We start from the raw sequence: 23,934 nt of genomic DNA, 5'->3' as shown, positions 1-23,934 counted from the left end.
ATTAGTAATGTGGATGTGCAGTATGGTATTTCACTTTGTTCATTACATATTGATTAAGCTTAAGTTCAATGAAATAACTAATATATAAACGTTACTGAACTAGCTAAGTAACAAGCATTTACTTTTACTAGGTTAATGGTTAATGGTTAATGGTTAATGGTTAATGGTTAATGGTTAATGGTTTCCATTGCTGTATCTGACATATTGTCCATAATATTATCGGCAGTTTTGTCATAGGGCTGCCAAAACATCTGTTCAGAAAAGAAATCAGGATCGTTATCGAGTAGTGGATTCGTGTCGACTAAGTTCGTCGCTGAGACCATGCCTAATTCATTAACCAGTCGGGGTCTGAACTGTCTTGCTAATAAAGTAGTTGGCAACAATTTCAGCAGCTTCAAGCTTTGTGCCACTTAAATGCTTAGCAAAATTAATCGTATCGAGCCAGACTGTGCTTCCCTCTTCAAAATGTATATATTCCCATTTACCCCCTAGCGTATTCTGTTTCGCAATCTCGACACCATAACTTGAGGTTAATAATAGCTCTTGATCATAGTTTGGTGTGCCATCCCAAAAGGAGTGAACTTGTTGATATAATAGGTTTGTCTGTTTTTGGGCTGTATTCTTGACAAATTTTATGGCCTCGCGTCTTTTTCCTGAGGTGATGAGATCATTGATATAGTAAGGAGATTTATTCAATGAGAGCATAACGAGGGCGATATTAGGTTGGATTTGTCCTTTGGCTAAAGATAGTTTACCTTTCCATTTTTCATTCCAGAGATCGCTTATAGAAACTGGCAATTCCTCTTTATTAAGCTTGTTCATGTTAGCCCAAATGCCATAAGCGCCACCGCCGAAAGGAATGTAAACCATACCTTTGCCGTTCTTTCCCATGGGAATTTGAGTAAGTTCAGTTCTAAGCTTTTTGTAGTTTGGTATTCGAGGAGACTGAGTATCGATCACTTGAAGTAGTTTAGATGTTTTCTCTTCCTGCATTTTTATATAGTTAAGAGTCAGGAATGATATGTCAGTTTTTCCAGCTCTAAGTACGTTAAACATTTGTTCGGGGCCGGAAGCAAATGGGCTGATGACGCTTGCTTCTATATTATATCCCTGCAGTTTGAGTTGCTTATTGACGATGAGCAAGTCTTGAGCTGTGACGTAGCCATCCCAAGTAAATATACGTAAAACCTCCTTTGCATACGAAGAAAAAGGCAAACTAGTTAACATACAGATAAAAAGCATGATTTGACGCATGGTAATCTTTGTACCGTGTTCAGCCATTTAACACTGCCTTATAATTTAACGATTTAATTTCAACTGCTTACTAGTGTATTGTTTATTGCCAATAGGCAGTATTCTCTAAGGCTCATTTTACCGCAAGTGTATTTTTTACTTTGTTGTTGATTTGTTGTTAATTAATCGGGTGGTTGAAGGTGTTGGAAGGGTAATATATAACGAAATCAATGTGCTTAGTTGCTGATATTTGACCTTTACTATTTTATGATAAAGGTCTTACCAAGTATAAGTGATTACTGCCGATTTAGATCGTCAATTAACGTCAGGCACAAATTTCGTAAAGAATCGATCTCCTGCTCTGTGATACTGACTCTATTTAAGAGAACTTGTTTTAGAGATAAAGCATCCTGTTTAAGCGCGATGCCTGAAGGGGTTACTTTGATGATCTTCTTCCGTTCGTCTTTACTGTCGACCCTTCGTATAAACAGGTTTTTAGTCTCGAGGCGTTTAACGATTGGCGTTAAGGTGCCAAGATCCAGCCGCGTTTCTTTAGACAGATCCGTTAGGCTAGCGTCATCATTGAGCTATAAAGCTTGCATCACTAAGTACTGTGGGTACGTAAGATCGCACTGTTCTAACAAAGGACGGTATGCACGCACAAGTGCGTTACCCGCAGTGTACAAGGCAAAGCATACGTTGTCCGATAGAGATGGAGTGTTGTCATTTTCATCTACTTGGGTGGTTTTATTTTGAATAGAGCTTCTATGCACCTTAATACGCCTTCAATTTGTTTATTCTTATTTAATACAAATATACTTTGCGCGCAAAGTAAAAGAGGTTTTTATGCAAGCTCAACAGGTAATACTTGATTCTCGCCCTGAAGGCTTACCCACTCATGACAATTTTAAACTGTCATCTCTTCTACTCCCTGAGATTAAAGAGGGAGAATTCCTAGTTAAAAACCTATGGATGTCAGTCGATCCATACATGCGTGGTCGTATGATAGATAGAGAAAGTTATATAGCGCCATTTTCGATTGGTGAGGTACTCGAAGGCGGTGCCATTGGTGAGGTAATAGAGTCGCGTAATTTCGACTTTTCTGTGGGCGAAAAAGTAAGCAGTATGCTCGGTTGGCGAAGCCATTATGTGACTGATGGCAGTGATCACACTAAGCTCCCTGAAATGCCATTAAGTGAATCTCACTTCCTTGGTGTACTAGGCATGCCAGGTATGACTGCTTGGACTGGGTTAAATCGAATCGCCGAGCTAAAAGAGGGGGAAACCTTATTTGTTTCTGCCGCATCCGGTGCAGTTGGCAGCGTGGCATGTCAGCTAGGTAAGTTAATGGGGGCTAAAGTGATCGCCTCTGTTGGCTCCGATGAAAAAGCGACTTACCTGAAAAGCTTAGGTGTGGACGCCGTGATCAATTATAAAACGGCGGGGAACTTAAGTGCAGCATTGAAAGCCGCTGCTCCACAAGGTGTGGATGTTTACTTTGAGAATGTCGGTGGTGAGCACCTTTCTGCTGCACTGGATAATATGAATGACCATGGCAGAATAGCTGTGTGTGGCATGATCTCTCAGTACAATGATACAGTGCCGACTCCCGGACCTAGCAACCTTGCTATGATCATAATGAAGAAGCTGAGAATTGAAGGTTTCATTGTTTTTGAGCATTGGGCACATTACCCAGAGTTTGCAAAAGCTATGGGTCAATGGCTAGCAACAGGGGCTGTTAAAGCCGAGCAAACCGTTTATGAAGGGTTAGCAAGTGCCCCCTGATGCCTTTATCGGACTGTTTGAAGGCAAAAATCGCGGCAAGATGGTTGTTAAGCTGACTTAGGTTTTCAGATAACAAGACAAAAAGAGCAGCAGGGCTCTTTTTGTTTTATACCAATAGCTATTTAAAAGTAACCTTACCACCAATCATTTTTAGTGCAGGCGTTCCTCGCACTAATGCATCTCTGGCAAACTCTTGGCCACAATTGGGGCATAAGCACGCAGTGTGAGTATAATCTTCAACGATACGCTCCTTAAAACATTTGACCAGCGCACCTTTCCCACCTTTTCGGTATTTAAACAGTTGGGCTTTGCATTTTGCACAGAAAATATCAACGGTTCGGCTTGGGCCTTTCTTATTAGGTTTTGCCATTTATTCTATCTAGTGATTAGGCCTGTAAATGATATCGCTAATGGAGACTAAATCTAACATTTAGCACTCTACAGGTCGACTGCTCTTATGATTTAAATTTGAGGTGTTACTAGTATTAAGGCAAAAGTGGTATATCTCTTCTAATCTTGTAGTGACAATGAAATGAAGAAACTAGAGGAATAAATATGTTCAAGACTGACCAGAGAAAGAATCCATTCCCTTCGATCCTCCCTTTAACCTTGTGCATCGTGTCTATATTAATGCTCAGTGGGTGTACTGATTATGAGCCAGTTGCTGCTGGTAAGTGTTCAGAGGTTGTTAAGCATGCTAAAAAGGTGCTGGGAAGTCTAGCTCCTGATGGTAAAACTATGATGGCTGATTGCAAAGCAGCATCAGATAGCGAGCGTGGTTGTGTCATGGCGGCGACTAAAAAAGGGGCATTAGCTCAGTGTATGTAGCATGAAATGGGCTTCCCCTATTTCTGTTTGAACGGAGAATGGGAATATTTAGACTATAAATAGACTTAACATTTAACTAACTTGTTATATAGTAAATAAAAGTTTGTTGAATTATGGCATTAGTTAATGGCTAAAATAGTTAGAATATTTCTCACCTACACTTTGTCGTTAATTTTCATCATGATTGCGGCTGTTTATATAGGGTTGAACCTGAGTTTGCCTAAACTTTCAGGTCATTATAATAGCGCCCATATTTCCAATGACATGATCTTAGAACGTGACGCGTTAGGCACAGCGATTATTTCAGCTACTAGCCGTAAAGATATCGCTTATGGGTTAGGTTTCGCCCATGGTCAAGATAGATTCTTTCAGATGGATCTATTAAGACGTAATGCAGCTGGTGAACTATCAGAAATATTTGGCAGCAAGGCGCTTAGTGTTGATAAGGGACATCGCTTTCATCAATTTAGAAAACGGGCTGAGACGATAGTGGCCAGGATGCCAATAGCTCAGAAAATGTTGCTGCAGGCTTATGCTAATGGCGTTAATGCCGCGTTGGCAGAGCAAAACCTCAATTCATTTGAATATTTACTGACAAATTCTAAACCTAGATCATGGGTACCTGCCGATAGCTTGCTCGTTATTTTTAGCATGTATTTGGACCTTCAAGGGAGAACCCCGACAAGAGACATGGTGTTAACCCAAATTGAACAGCTGTATGGCAAAGATATGTTGGCTTTTGTCACACAAAACAGTCCCCATCAAGCAGCACTTGATGGGAGTCAACTCCCCACCGACAAGTTTGAAATTCCCAACCTTTCATTTAAGAATTTAATGGCTTCCAAGGTTACATCCATCGAGGAAGATCTTGATGTCGGCAGTAATAATTGGGCTGTAACAGGATCCTTAACAACATCAGGAAAAGGCATGCTATCTGATGATATGCATCTCTCGTTTGCGGTGCCTATTATCTGGTATCGGGCTCAGTTGAACTACAAGAGTCAAATAGGGAAAGTGGTTAAACAAAATCAAGTGACTGGCGTCTCTTTGCCCGGAACACCTGCTATTGTGGTGGGGACGAATGGTCAGGTTGCCTGGGGATTCACTAATGCTTATATTGATACCGCTGATTGGATTATATTGGATGATGGGCAGGTGATTTCGACCGAAATAGAATTAATTGAATTGCGAGATTCAACCGTTGAGTTTCCGATTGAGATATCGAAATATGGCCCCGTTAAGCGAATTAATGGGCAAGCGTATGGGTTGTCTTGGGTGGCGCATCATGATTATGCTGTGGACATGGAGTTAATGGGACTAGAAGCGGTCGACAATGTTATGCAAGGGTTAACACTGGCGACAGAAATAGGGATCCCGGTACAGAATATGTTGCTGGTCGACAGTCAGGGGAATGCAGGCTGGAAGCCTGCTGGTGCAGTGCCATCGAGAACCAATCCGAGTAACAAAGCTCAGCTACCTTATCAATTTCAAGACGTTATGTGGCGAGAGAATGAGGCTAACTTCCCCCAAGTTGTTAACCCTGACATCAGTCGATTATGGTCGGCAAACTCAAGGGTTATGTCGGCAGATGAATCGACTCGATTTGGTGATGGTGGTTATGCACTAGGCGCTAGATCTCAGCAAATTCGAGACAGGCTATTTGAAGCTGAAGATTTTAATGAACAAGACTTTTTAACGCTACAGTTAGATAACGAAGCAAGATTTCTTATCCCCTGGCATCAATTCTTAATTAGCTTACTCTCAACTCAGCCAACGCGTTTCGCAAAAGATATTCAATATCTGAGAGACTGGCAGCAGTGTGCTTGTGCAGACTCTGTCGGTTATACCTTGGTGAGAACGTTTAGAAACCAGCTTATTGATACTAGTTTTTCGCCAATTGAAACTGGGCTCAATGAGCTAAATTTGAGTCTATCTGTGGTTAAACGCTATTTGGAACCCGCTATTTGGCAATTGGTTGTTGAACAACCAGTTGATTGGTTACCTGTTGAATTTAGTTCATGGAATGAGTTTATTATCTCTATTTATCAAGACTCGGTGATGACACTATTGGCTAAACACAGCAATAGGGCTGATTTAGCCGACTTACAATGGGGCGAGGTGAATAAGTTAGAAATAAAACATCCATTTAGCCGACAACTGCCATTGTTGAGTCGCTTTTTAGATATGCCAAGTCAAGTTGGATTCGGGGATACTTTTATGCCGGCGGTTCAACAGAGTTCATTTGGTGCCTCTCAACGTTTTATCGTTCAACCAGGTTCGGAGGTGAGTGGCATCATGATGATACCTGGTGGTCAGTCTGGTCATCCGTTATCAGATTATTATCGTTCGGGTTTTGATGATTATGCAAATAATGTGAGCACAGCTTTGTTACCCAGTGACACTGTACATAAAATCACGATTAAGGCCATTCACTAGATTTTAGAGCTCGTCAGTGTGAAGGTAAGAGGGTCGAGCTAAAATAATGGTGCTCCTAGTATTGGCCACAAAATGGCTTATTTCAGAAGACCCAGGTGACTTTGGCATAGTAGGAGCCTTTAGCTATTTCACCAAACAGTTCTTTGCCAGCTTTATCTGTTCCATTGTAAGCGACACAAGCCATAATGGGTCCTATTGGGATGCTCAAACCAAGATTATAATATAGGTAGGCTTTGCCAAGTGCATCTTGAGTATTCCAGTGGCCAAGCTGAAGATCAAGCGTGAGGCTGGTGTCCCATATTGGAATGGATTTATTATATTCGACTCGATATGCCTTATCTTGGCTCAAATCGCCCAAAATATCATTTAAGGTATGACTAAAAGATAGTTGGCCATATGGACTATATAGGTCGAATATGAGTTCAGTAAAATCCAAATTAATCCCTTTATTTGTACCTTGGATTAGGTATTGATATAAAGTCATCGATAGAACAACTTCTTTACTGAATCCATACCGATAACCAGCATACAGATCCGTTTCCAGATTTTCACCCGCATCATAGGGGCTGGAATCATCGATGAAATTGAATGTTGATAAAAATGTCCCTGCATATAATCCATTGCCAACATCAATTCCTGCATGGATCTGCACCGCGGGATCTTTTTGAGTCAGGGATACGCCATAAGCCCTGTGATCGGTCGTAATCGCTGCATGACCAAAATAACTTGAGTTAGCGTCGCTATATGTAGGTAAAAAAAACAAACTGCTTAGGATAATGAGTAATGTATAGATATAAGCTGTTCTAGAGTTTGAAAGCTGTTGGGGAGCAAGACAAAAATGAGTGCGTTCATAAGTTGAAGTTTTAGTATCATTTATCATTTTGCGAGGGAGGAGCCTCGACCAAGTGCTCAGTAAATAATTCATATCCCTTGCCTCTTTACTCTAAGTGGAGTTTCCTGATTAATAACCACTTACTTACTGTATGAGTGAGTATTAGTCTTAGAATATAGAACATAGATTTGCCTATATCCAATTAGCGCAAAGGAAAAGTGATAAAGAGTGAACCGCAGCGGGCAAAGGTCATGCCCGCTCTTTAAGAGGAATGAGCTGAGATAGTTTAACTGTGTAAAAGCTCTTTAGCATTGGCTAAAGTATTACTGGTGATTACGTCTCCACCGAGTAACCTGGCAAGCTCTTTGACACGCTGTAACTTGTCTAAAGAGATCATCGATGTCTCGGTTTTTCCAGCCTTAGTGTGCTTGTTGACAAACATATGTTGATGACCGTTACCTGCAACCTGAGGCAGATGAGTGACACAAAATACCTGTGTTGAATCACCTAAAGTGCGAAGCATACGTCCTACAACGGCCGCGGTAGGGCCGGAAATTCCCACATCGACTTCATCAAAAATCAAGGTTGGTGTCGATACTTTCTTTGCTGTGATCACTTGAATGCCAAGCCCAATTCGGGAAAGCTCACCACCAGATGCAACTTTAGAGATAGCTTGCATGGGTTGTCCAGGGTTTGTTGATACCTGGAACTCTATGCTGTCGCATCCATTAGGTGAGAGCAGTTCTTCGTTAAAAGAGACTGTGATGCAGAATTTACCCTTTGGCATACTGAGTTCATGTATCGACTGGGTTACTTTCTTATCTAATTCTTTAGCGTAACGGTTCCGGCTTTGACTTAACTTTCTTGCATGGGTTAAGTAGCTTTCTTTGTTGGCTTTTACTTGCTCTTCTAGTTGTTTTAAAGCACCTTCATCTGAGTCTAAGGAGCTTAGTTCTGCCAGTAACTCTTGATGATGATCATAAAGGGCACAAGGTAGAACTTGATGCTTACGTGATAGCTGCATCAGTTTTGAGAGTCTTTGTTCAAGTTGCTCAAAATGCTCTGGATCCAGTTCTAACTTATCTAAGTAGTGCTCAATTTCACTGCTACTTTCCTGAATTTGAATCAGTGCATCATTAAGCATATTGACGATGCTTTTGAAATCAGGATCGTAGGACTCAAGTTCTTGAGCTTGAGTGATACCCGTGTTTATGAGTGACTCAACACTGCCTTGATCATTTTCCTGTAAGATAAACAGTTGGTTTTTACAGGCTTGAACAAGCGCCGTGCCATTGGCAAGTTTTTTATGTTCGGCTTCAATCTCTTCAAATTCACCTTTATTTAGTGCAAATTCATTGAGTTCTTCAACTTGATATTGCAACAATTGTTTACGTGCTATGCGTTCATGTTGAGTCTGTTGAAGCGTCTTTAGTTCTTTTTCGATTAACTTACAACGTTGATAGCCAGAGGAGACGGTTTCAAGTAACAGCCTGTGGTTAGCATAGCTATCTAATAAAGTAAGTTGGTGCTCACTTTTAAGCATGGCATGATGGGCATGTTGACCATGAATTCCAATTAATAGTTGACCGAGATTCTTAATCTGGGCGAGAGGAACTGGGTTACCATTAATATAGGCTCTTGAGCGTCCATCACTGTTGATCGTTCGCCTAAGAATACACTCTTGATCCAGTTCAAGGTCATTATCTTCAAGCCAACGTTTAGCTAAGGGAACATCATCTAATGAAAATCTTGCACTTACCTCTGCTTTCGTCGCGCCAGATCTAACTGTACTGGCATCGGCACGATTGCCCAAACATAAGCCTAACGCATCAATTGCAATCGATTTACCCGCACCGGTTTCACCCGTGATGCTGGTCATTCCAGGCTTAAAATCCAGTTCAAGAAATCGAACGATGGCAAAATTATTAATGCTGAGTTGGCAAAGCATGATGAGACACCCTTACTTTAGGTACTGTGTTTATGAACAGTATATACTGATTTTATATACAGTAAAGTGTTGTGTGAAAAATAACCTTGCGTTACCTGTGAATACTGCTGTTTAAGCATTTAAATCACTTAAATATTAATGTGTTATCTATCGATATTTTTAATGTAAAAATTGATCTATTAAAGGCAAGGTTACAATACTTAATATTGTGCCTAGCATAATTGCTTGTGCACTTATCATCACTTTAATCTGATACCTTTCAGCTAACAGATACACACTCGCTGCCGTTGGAAGAGAAGCCAGTAATACTCCCATGACGAAGTAATCCCCCTTAATTCCGAACGCTGATAATAAAATATAGGCCAGTGCGGGTTGAATGAACAATTTAGCAAAGTTTATCCAGCTCAGCTCTATAATTTGGTTGAACACACTGGATTTCATGTTGTAGCTGTCTTGGCTACCGCTTGCTTTAGCGAGCACCATGCCGATAGCAAAGAGCGCACAAGGGCTGGATGTCATGCCTATCTGTTTTAACATAATAGAGAGGGGTTCGAATAATTCAAACTTGAAGGCGGACAATAGTACACCGATAGCGCTGCCAATTACGACCGGGTTCTTGATTAAAGAGAGAATGATAATCAGCAGTGCTGACTGTTTCTTACCTTGTTTTCCTTTCCTCTTCTCTTGATATAATTCGATAACGACAAGGACTAAGGCAAAAACGATCACCGAGAGTAAACTGGCAATAGCAGCGGCGGCTAGGGCTGATTGTTGCCCCGGAAATAGCATGGATAATAATGGGATACCGATAAAAGCTGTATTACCGAATGTGGTGTTGAGTGCTCTTAATGCGGCTAGATCTGCACGACCTTTATTGGTGATATGTGATACCAGCATAACCAGTAGGTAGGTGATTAGCATCGCTAAGCTGTATCCTGCAATAAAGCCCCATTGTAGTATCTCATCGATAGGAGTTTGTGCTAGTGCGATAAGCATGATTGCAGGAAAGGCCACGTAATACACATATTGGTTCAGTACCATATCGGTGTCGGGTGGCAAAAGTCTAAGTTTCTGTACTAGTGAACCTAATATCATCATGGCGAGCACAGCAAACAGAGGGGTTAAAATTGGTGACATTAAATACCGTTCCAAGTTGGCGTCATACCTAGCTAAAGTACCATAACAGATGGGAGGTGAACTATGTCCTAGCTACAATTAGGGAGATAAATTAAAAAGAGACATGACTGGAGTTAACCTTGTCTCTTTTTGGACTATTTATTTAACAGTGTGACGACGTGAGAGAGGACGTTTGATTACTGAAACGGTTTCTACTTGGGTCTGGGTTGCCATTCTATTTAGCGGTAAAACACCCAGTTCACGATAGAAATTAATCTGTCTTCTAAGCTCAAACAAGGAACCCGTTCGACATTGGCCGCTTATTGAAAGCGTCCAAGTATCAGTTAATCCCTTTGCATTCGTTAAAATAAAGCCTTGATAAATTAACTTACGCATAATTAAAAGGTTAGCCTTCTTGCATACCTATACCAATATTGGATACCCCTGCATCGATAATATCTTTGCGCAAGGATTTTATGAACTCAGCATTGAGTTTAGGGTTATCTTCAATAAGCGTTAACAAGCTCTCTTGCAGTGCTTTCTCATCGAGCATAACTTCATGATTGAAGATGTAGTCATCGAACGCATCTTCATCGAGATCTACATCTGAGATGGCTTCAATGTAATTTGCCACAGTACTGGATGACAATTTACTAATATTGACAATATCTTCTTCAATTTTACTTTGAAGTGCACTTAAGAGCGCAATCAAAGCTGTGGTTGCATCCATGGCAGGATAAACACCATATACATCAAAATTAGCCGGATCTGGGGTGATAAGCTCCAGTCTTTCTAAGTAAATATCAATATTAAGTTTTAGCTTTGAATCATAGCTTGATTGCCATAACAGGTTTAGTACCGTGTCTAATACCTGAGGGTCACCAAACTCACAGACTTCGGAGAAAAGTTTATAGTTGGGTAGCATGCGTTGACATAAGGCAATAGCAAACACTTTTTTCTGCTGAAAATCTAATGCTTTTACTCGTTTAAAGAAGCCTAGTTTGGTTGTCATCTATTACGTCCGTTGATAACTGTGATATCACTTGAATTGCGGCTGATTCTACCTTAGTTAGCTCGTCAAGTAACTCAAGTATTTCAGGTTCGACATCGGCAACTGCAGAGTCATCTTTTAAATATGACTCAATCTGCTGGCAAAGCTTCTGTGCCGTAGGTACGCCGCAATAACAGCATGCTCCGTGGAGTTTATGTATAGATGAGAGCATCGACTCCAGATTAAACTCCTCTAGTGCTGTTTTTATCAGCTCTGTGGTTTCAGGAATAGAGGCTACTAACATTTTAAGCATATCCAATGCTAAATCTTGTTTTTGGTTCGCTTGTGCTAAACACAGTTCCCAATTAAGGGTAAAGGGATCGAAATGGGTAAATTTAGGTCGCGTCTTCCAACGATGAATAACACTCTTAAGTGCAGCTTCATCAATAGGTTTGGGCAGGTAACCGTCCATTCCACTTCGTTGAATAAGCTCTCTCTCTTCGGCAATAGCATGAGCTGTTACGGCAATAATGGGAGTGTTGCGGTTTAAGGATTGCTGACGTATCTGCTTAGTCGCGTTGATCCCGTCTGTGCCTGGCATTTGAATATCCATAAATATAAGATCAAAACTACGTTCCTGAGCGACCTTAACCGCGCCTTTGCCATTGTTTATCACAGTAACTTGAGTGACAAGTTCCTTTAGTAGCGTATCAATTAGCTTAAGGTTTGCAGGGTTGTCATCGACGGCAAGTACGCTCAATGCCTCTCTGGCGACGGGTTCGGCTTGGCTATGAACTACATGTTGGTATGAGCTATCGGTATCAGGCTTAGGATCAATAAGTATTTTAGCTAATGTATTTGTGCCTACTGGTGCGGGGAAAATCTTATCAACGGAACCAAATATTATGTGTAAGTTTTGTTCATTGGTACCAGAAAGGAAGATTAAGTAATGGCAAGAGGCTTTAATTATCTTTAACTGTTCTGAGGAGTCTTTATTTGGGTTTAACCCCTTACAGCTGACGACACCATAATCATATATGGTAGAGTTTTGCCTTATATGTACTTCGAGCTGTGTCGATGAATGCAGGTTTGTGACTCTCATGCCCCAATGGTCGAACTGTCTTGCCAAGGCATTATTAGACAGCTCTCTAGGCTCTACTAATAATACGGTTTTGTTCAGGAGTTTCTTTGTAGGTAAAAACTGACCAACCGGGTATTGGCTTGTTTCTAGTGGCAAGGTAAAACTAAAGGTGGATCCAATGTTAGCTTCGGATTGACAACTAATCTGTCCCCCCATTCGATTTACTAAGCGCTTGGTGATAATCAAGCCAAGACCGGTACCACCGAATCGACGCGAGATTGAGGTGTCTGCTTGTCCAAAAGCTTGAAATAGTATCTCTTGTTGTTTGATATCGATGCCAATACCAGTGTCTGTTATCTCACATCGGAGCAGTATTCTTTCTTTTGAGCTTTCGCTGAGTTTAAGGTTGAGCTGAACACTGCCTTTATCGGTGAATTTGATCGCATTACCGATGAGGTTAGTAAGAATCTGACTGATCCGCATCGCATCACCGCAAAGGGCTTCAGGGATCGACGGCTCGATGTCAATAACCAGCTCAATATTCTTCTCGCGCGCGCTATTTGATAACAAGGTTACGGTATCGTCGATAACTTCACGCAAAGCAAAAGGTAAGTTCTCTAAGACTAATTTTCCCGCTTCTAATTTAGAAAAGTCTAAGATGTCATTGATGATCTCTAATAGATTTGTTGCACTTTTTTCTATGGTATTAATGTAGTCTTGCTGGCTTGAATGCAGTGGTGTCTTAAGTAATTGTTTAGCGAAGCCGATCACACCATTTAGTGGGGTTCTGAGTTCATGAGACATATTGGCTAGAAATTCAGATTTGATTCGACTCGCTTCTAGTGCCCGTTTTTTTGCTAAATCTAATTCAACGTTTTGGATCTCAATTTGCTCTAAGGTTTCCCTGAGATCTGAGGTCGCTTGGTCAATGTTTTGTTGCATTTCATCATGGTATTCAGACAGCGAACTCGCCATAGCATTGATACCGCGCTTAAGGAGATCCAGTTCACCAATCAAATTACCATCAACACGGGTATCGAGTTTCCCCTCCCTAATTTTGGCCACCACCTTCACCATGTCAGTGATGGGTTGGGTTACATTTTTAACCAGACGGAAAGTAAAAAGTAAGTTAAGTTGAACCCCTATCAAGACGATGATAAAGGCGGCAACAGCAGCTCTATGCTGCTCAAGCAATGAATTCTCTTTATTGACCAGTATTGCAATATAACCAAGTTTAGTGGCGACAAGGTGTTGAGGATCCCTTTCATCAAAGGTACTGAGTTTTAGCTCGTGATCCGATGAGAAAATGGGACTGCGCAGAATTAAACTATCACCCACTTGTTGCAGCTCTGTTCTCATCAGGCTCGTTAATGACTTGTCGTAGCGCATCAATTCATGATCTTTATAGTGATGAGAGGTGACGATGACACGATTTTCAGTGTCGAAAATAGCGATAAACTGGACTAGAGAGGATTTATTGAGTTGAGCTGCAGTGATCAATTTTTTGGTTGTTTCAAAATCTTGCTTTTTGAGACCTATTTCAGCAGCGATGGCTAAGGGCTCAATAATATTGCTTCCTTGCTCGATGAGTGTTTCTTCGAGTTCATAGAAACGATTTATGGTAAAATAACTGCCTAATAAGATCCCAATAAGAATGGTCGGAGCTAATGCCAATACGAGCACCCATGATCTAAGGCTATATTTGGTCATGCTGTCGGCTTTATTCATTAGGTCCGCTGATCTGCCCGATTCTTATACTTGTATCACTAGACTGCCAGAAGTTATGCAGTCTTGGCCAGTATTATTATTGATTTAGAGGCCTAGAATGGCACAGTTTTTTAAAGCAAAACCAAACAGTTCAAAGCAACTCTCTGCCAAAGTGTTACTCGACGTGACCCGCTTGGATCATCTAGGAGCTGGCATTGCTCAACACCAAGGCAAAATTATCTTTATCCCCGGAGCCCTACCTGAAGAGAAAGTGATGGTTCAGGTGACTGAGCAGAAGAAGCGTCACTCGAGGGCTAAACTACTTAAAATTGAGAGTCGCTCACCGGATCGTATTGAGCCTAAATGCGCTCATTATCGAGAATGTGGTGGTTGCGATCTACAGCATCTTGCCTTAGACAAGCAACGTGACCATAAAGAATCAGTGCTGGTAGGCTTAATGGCGAAATTGAGTCATACCAAAGTGGACACTTTAGTACCAGCAATCATCGGTGAACAATGGGCTTATCGTCGTCGTGCGCGTTTAGCGACTTATTACCATCAAGCAACTAAAAAAACCACGTTAGGTTTTAGAGCCCAGTCGAGTAAAGAGGTGATAGATATTGCTGAGTGCTCTGTTTTATCGATCTCATTGTCTCGGTTAATCTTTCCTTTATCTAAGGTCTTAAATCAGTTGTCTGGTCGAAGAGCGTTAGGGCATGTAGAGCTCATAGATGTTGATAATGGTCAGTTTATCGTCGTCAGAATGACTAAAGAGCTATCGGAAAAAGATAGTGATAAATTGACTCTGTTTGCAAAAGAACATAGCGTAAATCTGATTGTTCAAGGTAATGAAGGTGAGCTTGCTGTGCTTGAAGGGCCTAATGAACTGCCTTTTTATACCTTAGATCATGAAATTAAGCTGAGTTTCACGCCGGGTAGTTTTGTACAGGTGAATGGTGAGATTAATGCGGCTATGGTGGAGCAAGCGGTCCAATGGCTTGAAGTGAAAGCCGATGAACGAGTACTGGACCTTTTCTGTGGTGTGGGGAATTTCAGCTTGCCGCTAGCAAAATCCGGTGCCGAGGTGATTGGCGTTGAAGGTGTACCTGAAATGGTGTCTCAGGCCAGAAATAATGCCAAACAAAGTGGTTTGCCAGAAGTGACATTTTTCCACACGGATTTAAGTGCTGATCTCTCAAAAGAGCCCTGGTTAGGCAAAGTGGATAAGTTGTTGCTCGATCCTGCAAGAGCTGGGGCGTTTGAGAGTCTGCAATGGTTGAAGAAGATGAAACCTAAATCTATCGTTTATGTTTCTTGCGATCCATCAAGTTTAGCTAGAGATAGTGAACCTTTACTTAAGCATGGCTATAAATTGAAAAAGCTAGGTTTAATCGATATGTTTCCACAAACACACCATATTGAAGCTATGGCACTATTTGAATTAGCCTGAGTTGAGGTTAATTCACCTAATTGATGAAAAAATAACTAAATAAATAATATTCAGCTCTTGTTAATTGACAATAAGATCATAATGTTGAAGATAGGTGGCTATATTATTATTTTGTTTCAAAGTTAAGGACGAAATTGAGATGGTATCAGTTCGAGAAGGGCACTTTAGCGATCCTAATTTTCAACTAGAAGAGTGGGTAAACCGCTACATTAGTGACACGGATGAAGCTCAAACACTACTCGAACTGATCAGCTGTATCGAGATCATGCTTGCTGGAAGCAAAGAGCACAAAGCGCTAACACTCCAACGTGCCAGAGAGATGATTGAGATCTTAGCACCACTGAACATGGATATAGAAACCCTGCAGGCGTCAGTGCTGTTTGTCGTCTTCGAGGCAGGGATTATATCTAAAGAGGCGCTAGAGGATAGTTTCGGTAGTGAGTTAGCCAAATTAGTGATGAGTGTCGAGACCATGAATGCCATCGGTGCACTCAAAGTCGATAATCAGTCCCGAACCAGTGATGTTAAAATAGATAATATTCGTCGCATGCTACTGGCTATGGTGGAAGATGTCCGTGCAGTGGTCATAAAACTGGCCGAGCGCATTTGCCTGCTTAGAGAAGTTAAAAATGCCGATGAGGAGACGCGGGTATTATTGGCGCGTGAAATCGCCGATATCTACGCACCTCTAGCTAACAGGCTTGGTATTGGTCAGCTAAAATGGGAACTTGAAGATATCTCTTTTCGCTACTTGCACCCGAAAATTTATAAAGAGATAGCGAAACAACTCGATGGTAAAAGATTGGATCGTGAGACCTTTATTGATGAGTTTGTCGAGCAACTTCAGACCCGACTAGATAAAGATCAGATCAGGGCAAAAGTCTATGGTCGGCCTAAGCATATCTATAGCATCTGGAAAAAGATGAAGGGCAAAGATCTCAAGTTTGATGAGTTGTTTGATGTCCGCGCCGTGCGGATCGTGACCGATAGATTGCAAGATTGCTATGGCGCGCTCGGTGTTGTCCATACACTTTGGTACCACATCCCACGTGAGTTTGATGATTATGTCGCCAATCCTAAACCTAATGGTTACCAGTCAATTCATACCATTGTCGTGGGGCCAGAGGGTAAAACGGTCGAGATTCAGATACGTACTGAGCAGATGCATGAAGATGCCGAACTCGGAGTTGCGGCACACTGGAAGTATAAAGAGGGCGCGAGCGGCGGCAAGCAGAGTGGTTATGAAGAGAAAATAAACTGGCTACGTAAAATTCTGCAGTGGCAGGAAGATGTGGCCGAAAGTGGTAATTTAGTCGAAGAGGTGCGCAGTCAGGTATTTGAAGATCGGGTTTATGTCTTTACTCCGAGTGGTGAGGTCGTTGATCTACCATCGGGTTCGAGTGTGCTCGATTTTGCCTACTATATTCACTCTCATGTGGGACATAAATGTATCGGTGCTAAGGTCGATGGACGGATAGTTCCCTTTACCTATCAGGTTGAGACGGGTCAGCGCGTCGAGATCATTACCTCTAAACATCCGAATCCTAAGCGTGATTGGTTAAACCCTAATTTAGGTTATATCCGCACTTCACGTGCACGCTCTAAAATACAGCATTGGTTTAAACAGCAAGATAGAGATAAAAACATTGTTGCTGGGAAAGAGATGCTAGAGGCTGAGCTAGCTAGAGCGGGACTTAAGCTTAAAGATGCTCAGAGTGCGGTCGAGCGTTTCAATCTTGTGAGTATGGATGATCTTCTGGCCAGTATCGGAGGCGGTGACGTACGGCTTAATCAAGTGGTTAACCATGTACAGAGCCAAATGCGCATTAACCAAGTGGATGATGAAACGGCTGTTGAAGAGTTAGTCAAGAAGAGTGGGATTAAGTCTAAGAAAGAGAATAAAGGTCAAGTAGAGGTTAACGGTGTAGGTAACCTGATGAGTCATATAGCTCGTTGCTGTCAGCCAGTACCGGGTGATGAAATTTTTGGTTTTATCACTAAAGGTCGAGGCATCTCGGTACACAGAGCCGACTGTGAACAGGTGAAAGAGTTGATGCGAGTCCACCCTGAGCGAACCGTCGATGTGGTGTGGGGCGAGCATTACTCTGGCGGTTATAAGATCCGCTTACGCATTATTGCCAACGATCGCTCGGGTTTACTCAGAGATTTAACATCAGTTTTAGCAGCAGAAAAGTCCCATGTGATGGCCATGAGTTCCACATCGGATGTAAAAACTCAGACCGCTACGATAGAACTTGAACTCGAGCTGTATAATTTAGATGGGCTTTCTCGTGTGGTGGCTAAGCTTACTCAAATCGAAGGTGTGAGCGAAGCTAGAAGGCTTTAATAATCTAACTATTATAAAAAGAATGACGACCTTGGTCGTCATTTTCATTTTCCAAAACACTATTTTAAGGTTTAGCTATGCACAGTAATGATATTAAACCTCTGCTCGATATTATGGCTAAGCTTAGGGACCCCCATACGGGTTGCCCTTGGGATAAAGCTCAGAGCTTTGAGACAATCGTTCCATTCACCTTGGAAGAAGCCTATGAAGTGGCTGATACCATAGAGAGAATGGCGATGGATGAGCTGCCCGATGAATTGGGTGATCTGCTGTTTCAGATAGTATTCTATTGTCAGTTAGGTAGAGAAGCTGGTTTGTTTGATTTTGGCGATGTCGTAGACAAAATCTGTAATAAACTGACCTCTCGCCATCCTCATGTATTTGGTTCCCTAATCGATGCGAGTGCAGAGCAGGTAAAAGATAACTGGGAGCAGATTAAGGCTAAAGAACGCAGCGATAAAGATCTGCACTCTGTATTGGATAATATACCCGTTGGTTTACCTGCACTATCTCGCTCTGTCAAAATTCAAAAACGTGTTGCTCGAGTTGGCTTCGATTGGGCAGAACTTGGGCCTGTTGTGGATAAAATCCATGAAGAAATAGGCGAAGTAATATATGAAGTTAAGCAAGATGAAATTAGTCAAGATAGAGTTCAGGACGAAATGGGCGATCTGCTATTTGCCGTGGTGAATCTTGCCCGGCACCTTGGCGTTGAACCCGAGCAGGCATTACGTCAGGCAAACAGAAAGTTTGAAAGACGTTTTCGAGGGGTAGAATCGTTAGCAAATCAAACGGGTAAGTCGATGGAAGATCATACTTTGGATGAGCTCGATCAATACTGGGATGAAGTAAAATCACAAGAAGTTAAAACTTTCTAATAATCTTGTTTGTCGAATCGCTAGGGCTTTGGTATAATTGCGCCCCGTCCTAGTGCTTAATTACAAGCACGTATTTCCAACTCATTTTCTCAGGTTCATTAATGACTACAAGGTATATCTTCGTAACTGGTGGCGTGGTTTCATCACTAGGTAAAGGCATTGCAGCGGCATCTTTGGCTGCAATTTTAGAGGCCCGTGGCCTAAATGTAACCATTATGAAGCTGGATCCTTATATCAACCTGGATCCGGGGACGATGAGTCCGACACAGCACGGTGAAGTGTTTGTGACCGAGGATGGTGCTGAAACGGATCTTGACTTAGGTCACTACGAGCGTTTCATTCGTACCAAGATGAACCGTCGTAATAACTTTACAACAGGCCGTATTTACTCTGAAGTGCTTCGTAAAGAGCGCCGTGGTGATTACTTAGGTGCCACCATTCAGGTGATCCCGCACATAACTAATGCAATAAAAGAGAAAGTCCTTGCAGGTGGTGAAGGCCACGATGTTGCTATCGTTGAGATTGGCGGAACTGTTGGTGATATTGAATCTCTTCCATTCTTGGAATCTATTCGTCAGTTAGGTGTTGAGTTGGGGCGTGAACGAACTTTATTTATGCACCTGACTTTAGTGCCATTCCTTGGCGCTGCAGGTGAAGTGAAAACTAAGCCAACACAACATTCAGTGAAAGAGCTTCGCTCTATCGGTATTGCACCGGATGTATTAGTTTGTCGTGGTGATCGTCCTGTTCCTGCTAATGAAAGAGCTAAAATCTCGCTTTTTTGTAATGTAGAAGAACGTGCTGTTATTTCGCTTAAAGACGTTGATAGTATCTATAAAATCCCTGCACTACTTAAAGCGCAAGGTCTAGATGAACTTGTCGTTAAGCGTTTTGGTATTGAGTGTCCTGAAGCTGATCTGCATGAGTGGGAACAGGTTATTTACCAGGAAGCTAATCCGACGGGTGAAGTCACTATCGGTATGGTGGGTAAGTACATTGAATTGCCAGATGCTTATAAGTCTGTCAACGAAGCACTTAAGCATGCTGGTCTATTTAACCGAGTTTCGGTCAATATTAAATATATTGACTCTCAGACCGTAGAAGCGAGAGGTGATGAAGTGCTTGCTGATCTAGATGGTATTTTAGTACCAGGTGGATTTGGTGAGCGTGGTATTGAAGGTAAGATTTTTGCAGCTAAATATGCTCGCGAAAATAATATTCCCTATTTTGGTATCTGTTTGGGTATGCAAGTAGCATTGATTGAGTTTGCGCGTAATGTAGCAGGTCTTGAAGGTGCACATTCAACAGAGTTCCGTAAAGATACTCCACATCCTGTAGTGGGCTTAATTACCGAATGGCTCAATGAAGAAGGTCAGCTCGAAGAGCGCCATGAAACATCAGATCTTGGTGGAACCATGCGTCTAGGTGCACAGCTATGCCATTTGAAAGAAGGGTCTAAAGCTGCTGCTGCTTATAAAGCTAACACTTGCGTTGAGCGTCATCGTCATCGTTATGAAGTTAACAACAATTATAAAGATCGTCTTGAGAAAGCAGGCCTAGTGTTTAGTGGTCTATCTTCAGATCGTCAACTTGTCGAGATGATAGAGTTACCAAACCATCCTTGGTTTGTAGCAGGTCAATTTCATCCAGAATTTACATCAACTCCCCGTGATGGTCAGCCATTGTTTGTCGAGTTTGTTGCTGCGGCCATCGCGTATCAAAAACGCAATTTAGGCTAATACCAAATACTCGGCCGTTTCCTCTCTTAGGAAGCGGCTTTTTTGTCTATAGAGTACTTGTCCTAAGTTCATTTTACTTACTGTGTTTTTACATGGTGAGGTGTCACTCTTTTTTACCCTAGAGGAGACTTAGGCGCTGTTTTGGTTATGTCGATTTTGGTGAACAGATTTTATTTTCACTTTTTCATTTTTAAACTTAAACCGAGGGAATTATGGCTAAAATTATTAACGTCATTGGTCGCGAGATCATGGATTCACGTGGTAATCCAACTGTAGAAGCAGAAGTTTACTTAGAAGGTGGGTTTCACGGTATGGCAGCAGCGCCATCAGGGGCATCTACCGGCAGCCGTGAAGCATTAGAGTTACGCGATGGCGATAAAGCTCGCTACATGGGTAAAGGCGTATTAAAAGCGATTGCAAATATCAACGGTCCAATACGTGATGCGCTAATCGGTCAAGATGCAACTAATCAAAGCGAAGTTGATCAGATAATGATTGACCTTGATGGCACTGAAAATAAAGATAAACTTGGTGCTAACGCAATCCTAGCTGTATCTCTTTCTGCAGCTAAAGCCGCTGCTGCATTTAAAGGTGTTCCTTTATATGCACATATCGCAGATCTAAATGGTACTTCAGGTCAGTACTCAATGCCTGTGCCGATGATGAACATCTTAAACGGTGGTGAGCACGCTGATAACAACGTGGACATCCAAGAGTTTATGATACAGCCTGTTGGTGCTAAGACGTTCCGTGAAGCACTGCAAGTTGGCGCTGAAATCTTTCATAGCTTGAAAAAAGTACTTCAAGAGAAAGGTTTGAGTACATCAGTCGGCGATGAAGGTGGGTTTGCTCCAAATTTGGCTTCTAATGCTGATGCGCTTGCAATGATCAAAGTTGCGGTTGAGAAAGCAGGTTATAAGCTAGGTGAAGATGTCACGTTAGCGCTTGACTGTGCTGCATCCGAGTTTTACAAAGATGGTCAATATAATCTGGTTGGTGAAGGTAAAGTCTTTTCTGCTAATGACTTCTCTGATTTCCTTAAGACGTTGACCGAAGAATATCCAATTGCTTCAATCGAAGATGGTCTTGATGAGTCAGATTGGGAAGGTTGGGCATACCAAACTCAAATCATGGGTGACAAGATCCAATTAGTGGGTGACGATCTGTTCGTGACTAACACTAAGATTTTAAAGCGCGGTATCGACAACAACATTGCTAACTCAATCTTGATCAAGTTTAACCAAATTGGATCTTTGACTGAGACGCTTGCGGCTATTCGTATGGCTAAAGAAGCGGGTTACACCGTTGTTATCTCCCATCGTAGCGGTGAAACTGAAGATTCAACTATTGCTGATCTAGCCGTTGCCACTTCAGCTGGTCAAATTAAGACCGGTTCACTTTGCCGTTCAGATCGTGTTGCTAAGTACAATCAACTGCTTCGTATTGAAGAGCAGTTAGGTGAAAAAGCACCATATCGTGGTCGTAGTGAAATTAAAGGTAAAGCGTGATCTATTTTTGATTATCGCATTATCTGTTGAGTTAGGTGGTCAATTAAAAACGATTAAATGACCGCTAAATTTGAAAAGGTCACCATATAGGTGACCTTTTTTGTTACTATCGCTAAAATATTGTCGTACATCCACTGGCGGATTTTTAATTATAATGAGACGTCTTCTATTTGTATTAGTGTCACTGTTAGGCTTGCTTCAATACCAACTTTGGCTTGGCGTAAATAGTCTGCCAAAATCGTTGAAATTACGAGATCATATTTATCTTCAGCAAGCGAGTAATGACAAGTTAAATGACAGGAATCAGATATTGAGAGAGGAGATTATCGATCTTCGCAGTGGTACTGAAGCGTTAGAGGAGCGAGCTCGGAATGAGCTAGGTATGGTAAAAAAAGGTGAAACTTTTTTTCGTGTCGTCGGTGATAAACATACCAGCAAGGTTTTAAGTCATTAACTCTTTCATTTATACCCAAACCACTTCAAGATACAGGGTTTAGCATGTCGAGAAGTGACGGAGTTCAAGGCATGAAATAGTTGGACTAGTTATTCTAATTCACTTTTTCATAACGCAGAAACATGTAGCTTCTCGCCGTGCCCTTGGGGAGTTCCCGTAGAATATCTGCACTGTGTTAGTGATATCAATAAGGGAATAACCATTATCCTCAATCATTGCCTTGTTCAGCTATCCTACGGGAGCTCTGAAACGAGCATATTGAGGTCGCTTGGGTATATACATTATGAGCTTTAACTATGAATGAGCGTCAAGATAAAATTGTTGCCGTTGTTCCGGCTGCGGGTATAGGAAGTCGAATGGGAACGGAGATCCCTAAACAGTATTTAGAGATTAATGGTACGCCTATCTTAGGGTTAACGTTAACCATACTCCTAACTCACCCCAAAATTGACAAAGTGATCGTGGCACTTTATCCAAAAGATACGCTATTTAGCTCTTTACCTCAGGCATCGCACCCTAAGCTACACACTGTTGTCGGCGGAGGCGAGAGAGCTGATTCTGTATTAGCTTGCCTTGAGCATATTGAAGACGGTGCTTGGGCCTTAGTACATGATGCTGCGCGTCCCTGTTTGACCCATAGCGACATTGATAAGCTTATCGCATCTCGAGAGCGCTTCCCTCAAGGCGCAATATTGGCTGTGCCCGTTAGGGATACAATGAAACGTGGCAAGGGTGATGGAACAATAGAAAAAACAGTGTGTCGAGAGCAGTTATGGCAAGCTTTAACTCCTCAACTATTTTTAGGTGCAGAGCTTAGAGGTAACTTAAGTTCTGCGTTGATAGAAAATGCGATTATTACTGATGAAGCTTCTGCGATGGAGTGGGCTGGAGTTTCACCTGGGCTGGTTTCGGGTAGCATCGAAAACATTAAGATCACCCACCCAGATGATCTTCGGCTGGCTAAACTATTTTTAACAAATTAATTTTATATTTCTTCGCTGAAGTGTCGTTTTAACCTATTTCTTCGCTGAAGTGTCGTTTTAACCTATTTCAACTGATTGCGTAAATTTGCCGTCAGTAAGTGGATTTTACATGAATATACGTATTGGTCATGGCTTTGATGTGCATAAGTTTGGTGGTGATTCCCCGTTACTATTAGGCGGTGTTAATGTGCCATACAAAACGGGTCTGATTGCCCATTCCGATGGTGATGTTGTCCTACATGCTATCTCAGATGCTGTTCTTGGTGCGGTAGCGCTGGGCGACATAGGTAAGCATTTTCCGGATACTGATGATGATTTCAAGGGGGCAGATAGCCGAAAATTACTTCGCCACTGCTATCAACTTGCTAAAAACAAAGGTTTTATTATTGGTAATTTGGATGTGACCATCATTGCTCAAGTACCAAAGATGGCACCACATATTGAAGCGATTAGGCAAGTCTTAAGTCGTGATTTTGACACAGATCTGGATAACATCAATGTTAAAGCGACCACAACAGAAAAGCTTGGTTTTACCGGTCGTAAAGAGGGGATTGCTGTTGAAGCGGTGATCTTGCTGACAAAGTCAGCATAACCTATCACTCAGCTTGCTTCACTGTG

At 41.8% G+C, this 23,934-nt stretch carries 19 protein-coding genes and 2 pseudogenes; 11 read left to right on the top strand and 10 right to left on the bottom strand.

The genetic code is table 11. From position 1 onward, the window contains the following. Nucleotides 1–167: 167 nt before the first annotated feature. The 3 genes and pseudogenes from HWQ47_RS19210 to HWQ47_RS19200 all read right to left on the bottom strand — a co-directional run bounded on the left by HWQ47_RS19210 (nucleotide 168) and on the right by HWQ47_RS19200 (nucleotide 1,991). A complete protein-coding gene (locus tag HWQ47_RS19210) occupies nucleotides 168–323 on the bottom strand; it encodes a hypothetical protein (RefSeq protein ID WP_269967648.1) in 156 nt (51 codons plus the stop codon). Nucleotides 324–333: 10 nt separating this feature from the next. After that, nucleotides 334–1,281: an ABC transporter substrate-binding protein gene (locus tag HWQ47_RS19205; RefSeq protein WP_269967647.1), complete on the bottom strand. Its 948-nt coding sequence runs from the start codon at nucleotides 1,279–1,281 to the stop codon at nucleotides 334–336. Nucleotides 1,282–1,529: 248 nt separating this feature from the next. Further along, nucleotides 1,530–1,991 (bottom strand): annotated as a pseudogene (locus HWQ47_RS19200) (MarR family winged helix-turn-helix transcriptional regulator). A gap of 88 nt (nucleotides 1,992–2,079) precedes the next feature. On the opposite strand from HWQ47_RS19200, the pseudogene HWQ47_RS19195 reads away from it, so the two are divergent. Next, a pseudogene (locus tag HWQ47_RS19195) lies at nucleotides 2,080–3,079 on the top strand (NADP-dependent oxidoreductase). Between the two features lie 57 nt (nucleotides 3,080–3,136). Here HWQ47_RS19195 and HWQ47_RS19190 read toward each other — a convergent pair. Next, complete coding sequence (locus HWQ47_RS19190) at nucleotides 3,137–3,388, bottom strand: hypothetical protein (protein ID WP_269967646.1); 252 nt, start codon at nucleotides 3,386–3,388, stop codon at nucleotides 3,137–3,139. A gap of 185 nt (nucleotides 3,389–3,573) precedes the next feature. Here HWQ47_RS19190 and HWQ47_RS19185 point away from each other — a divergent pair, with 185 nt between their 5' ends. Both HWQ47_RS19185 and HWQ47_RS19180 read left to right on the top strand, forming a co-directional pair. Continuing rightward, complete coding sequence (locus tag HWQ47_RS19185; protein ID WP_269967645.1) at nucleotides 3,574–3,846, top strand: hypothetical protein; 273 nt, start codon at nucleotides 3,574–3,576, stop codon at nucleotides 3,844–3,846. Between the two features lie 126 nt (nucleotides 3,847–3,972). Then, a complete protein-coding gene (locus HWQ47_RS19180; protein WP_269967644.1) occupies nucleotides 3,973–6,282 on the top strand; it encodes a penicillin acylase family protein in 2,310 nt (769 codons plus the stop codon). Between the two features lie 82 nt (nucleotides 6,283–6,364). On the opposite strand, the gene HWQ47_RS19175 is transcribed toward HWQ47_RS19180, so the two are convergent. From HWQ47_RS19175 to barA, 6 genes are all read right to left on the bottom strand, one after another. Beyond that, nucleotides 6,365–7,207 (bottom strand): TorF family putative porin, encoded by an 843-nt coding sequence (locus HWQ47_RS19175; RefSeq protein ID WP_269967643.1) that lies wholly within the window; start codon nucleotides 7,205–7,207, stop codon nucleotides 6,365–6,367. A 193-nt stretch (nucleotides 7,208–7,400) separates the two neighbouring features. Continuing rightward, nucleotides 7,401–9,062, bottom strand: a complete 1,662-nt coding sequence (recN, locus tag HWQ47_RS19170) for a DNA repair protein RecN (protein WP_269967642.1) — start codon at nucleotides 9,060–9,062, stop codon at nucleotides 7,401–7,403. Nucleotides 9,063–9,221: 159 nt separating this feature from the next. After that, the gene (locus tag HWQ47_RS19165; RefSeq protein ID WP_269967641.1) at nucleotides 9,222–10,199 is read right to left on the bottom strand and encodes an AEC family transporter; all 978 of its coding nucleotides are present in this window, start codon (nucleotides 10,197–10,199) and stop codon (nucleotides 9,222–9,224) included. Nucleotides 10,200–10,337: 138 nt separating this feature from the next. Beyond that, the gene (locus tag HWQ47_RS19160) at nucleotides 10,338–10,574 is read right to left on the bottom strand and encodes a hypothetical protein (protein ID WP_269967640.1); all 237 of its coding nucleotides are present in this window, start codon (nucleotides 10,572–10,574) and stop codon (nucleotides 10,338–10,340) included. 10 nt (nucleotides 10,575–10,584) lie between these two features. Beyond that, a complete protein-coding gene (locus HWQ47_RS19155; RefSeq protein ID WP_269967639.1) occupies nucleotides 10,585–11,190 on the bottom strand; it encodes a YjaG family protein in 606 nt (201 codons plus the stop codon). Further along, nucleotides 11,165–13,978: a two-component sensor histidine kinase BarA gene (gene barA, locus HWQ47_RS19150; protein WP_269967638.1), complete on the bottom strand. Its 2,814-nt coding sequence runs from the start codon at nucleotides 13,976–13,978 to the stop codon at nucleotides 11,165–11,167. Before barA ends, HWQ47_RS19155 begins: the two co-directional genes overlap by 26 nt. Before the next feature lie 97 nt (nucleotides 13,979–14,075). Here barA and rlmD point away from each other — a divergent pair, with 97 nt between their 5' ends. From rlmD to ispF, 8 genes are all read left to right on the top strand, one after another. Next, nucleotides 14,076–15,407 carry a 23S rRNA (uracil(1939)-C(5))-methyltransferase RlmD gene (gene rlmD, locus HWQ47_RS19145; protein WP_269967637.1) on the top strand — a complete coding sequence of 444 codons (1,332 nt, stop codon included), beginning with the start codon at nucleotides 14,076–14,078 and terminating at the stop codon, nucleotides 15,405–15,407. 139 nt (nucleotides 15,408–15,546) lie between these two features. After that, nucleotides 15,547–17,754 carry a GTP diphosphokinase gene (gene relA / locus HWQ47_RS19140; protein ID WP_269967636.1) on the top strand — a complete coding sequence of 736 codons (2,208 nt, stop codon included), beginning with the start codon at nucleotides 15,547–15,549 and terminating at the stop codon, nucleotides 17,752–17,754. 77 nt (nucleotides 17,755–17,831) lie between these two features. Further along, a complete protein-coding gene (mazG, locus tag HWQ47_RS19135; protein WP_269967635.1) occupies nucleotides 17,832–18,632 on the top strand; it encodes a nucleoside triphosphate pyrophosphohydrolase in 801 nt (266 codons plus the stop codon). 101 nt (nucleotides 18,633–18,733) lie between these two features. Continuing rightward, nucleotides 18,734–20,371: a CTP synthase gene (locus HWQ47_RS19130; RefSeq protein WP_269967634.1), complete on the top strand. Its 1,638-nt coding sequence runs from the start codon at nucleotides 18,734–18,736 to the stop codon at nucleotides 20,369–20,371. Between the two features lie 212 nt (nucleotides 20,372–20,583). After that, nucleotides 20,584–21,879 (top strand): phosphopyruvate hydratase, encoded by a 1,296-nt coding sequence (gene eno / locus HWQ47_RS19125; RefSeq protein ID WP_269967633.1) that lies wholly within the window; start codon nucleotides 20,584–20,586, stop codon nucleotides 21,877–21,879. 154 nt (nucleotides 21,880–22,033) lie between these two features. Further along, nucleotides 22,034–22,333: a cell division protein FtsB gene (ftsB, locus tag HWQ47_RS19120; RefSeq protein ID WP_269967632.1), complete on the top strand. Its 300-nt coding sequence runs from the start codon at nucleotides 22,034–22,036 to the stop codon at nucleotides 22,331–22,333. Nucleotides 22,334–22,629: 296 nt separating this feature from the next. Further along, a complete protein-coding gene (gene ispD, locus HWQ47_RS19115) occupies nucleotides 22,630–23,316 on the top strand; it encodes a 2-C-methyl-D-erythritol 4-phosphate cytidylyltransferase (protein WP_269967631.1) in 687 nt (228 codons plus the stop codon). Between the two features lie 109 nt (nucleotides 23,317–23,425). Then, nucleotides 23,426–23,908 carry a 2-C-methyl-D-erythritol 2,4-cyclodiphosphate synthase gene (ispF, locus tag HWQ47_RS19110; RefSeq protein WP_269967630.1) on the top strand — a complete coding sequence of 161 codons (483 nt, stop codon included), beginning with the start codon at nucleotides 23,426–23,428 and terminating at the stop codon, nucleotides 23,906–23,908. Nucleotides 23,909–23,934 lie beyond the last annotated feature (26 nt).

Origin of the sequence: Shewanella sp. MTB7 (assembly GCF_027571385.1) — a bacterium.
GTDB lineage: Bacteria > Pseudomonadota > Gammaproteobacteria > Enterobacterales > Shewanellaceae > Shewanella.
This window is presented reverse-complemented; position numbering and strand designations above follow the sequence as displayed.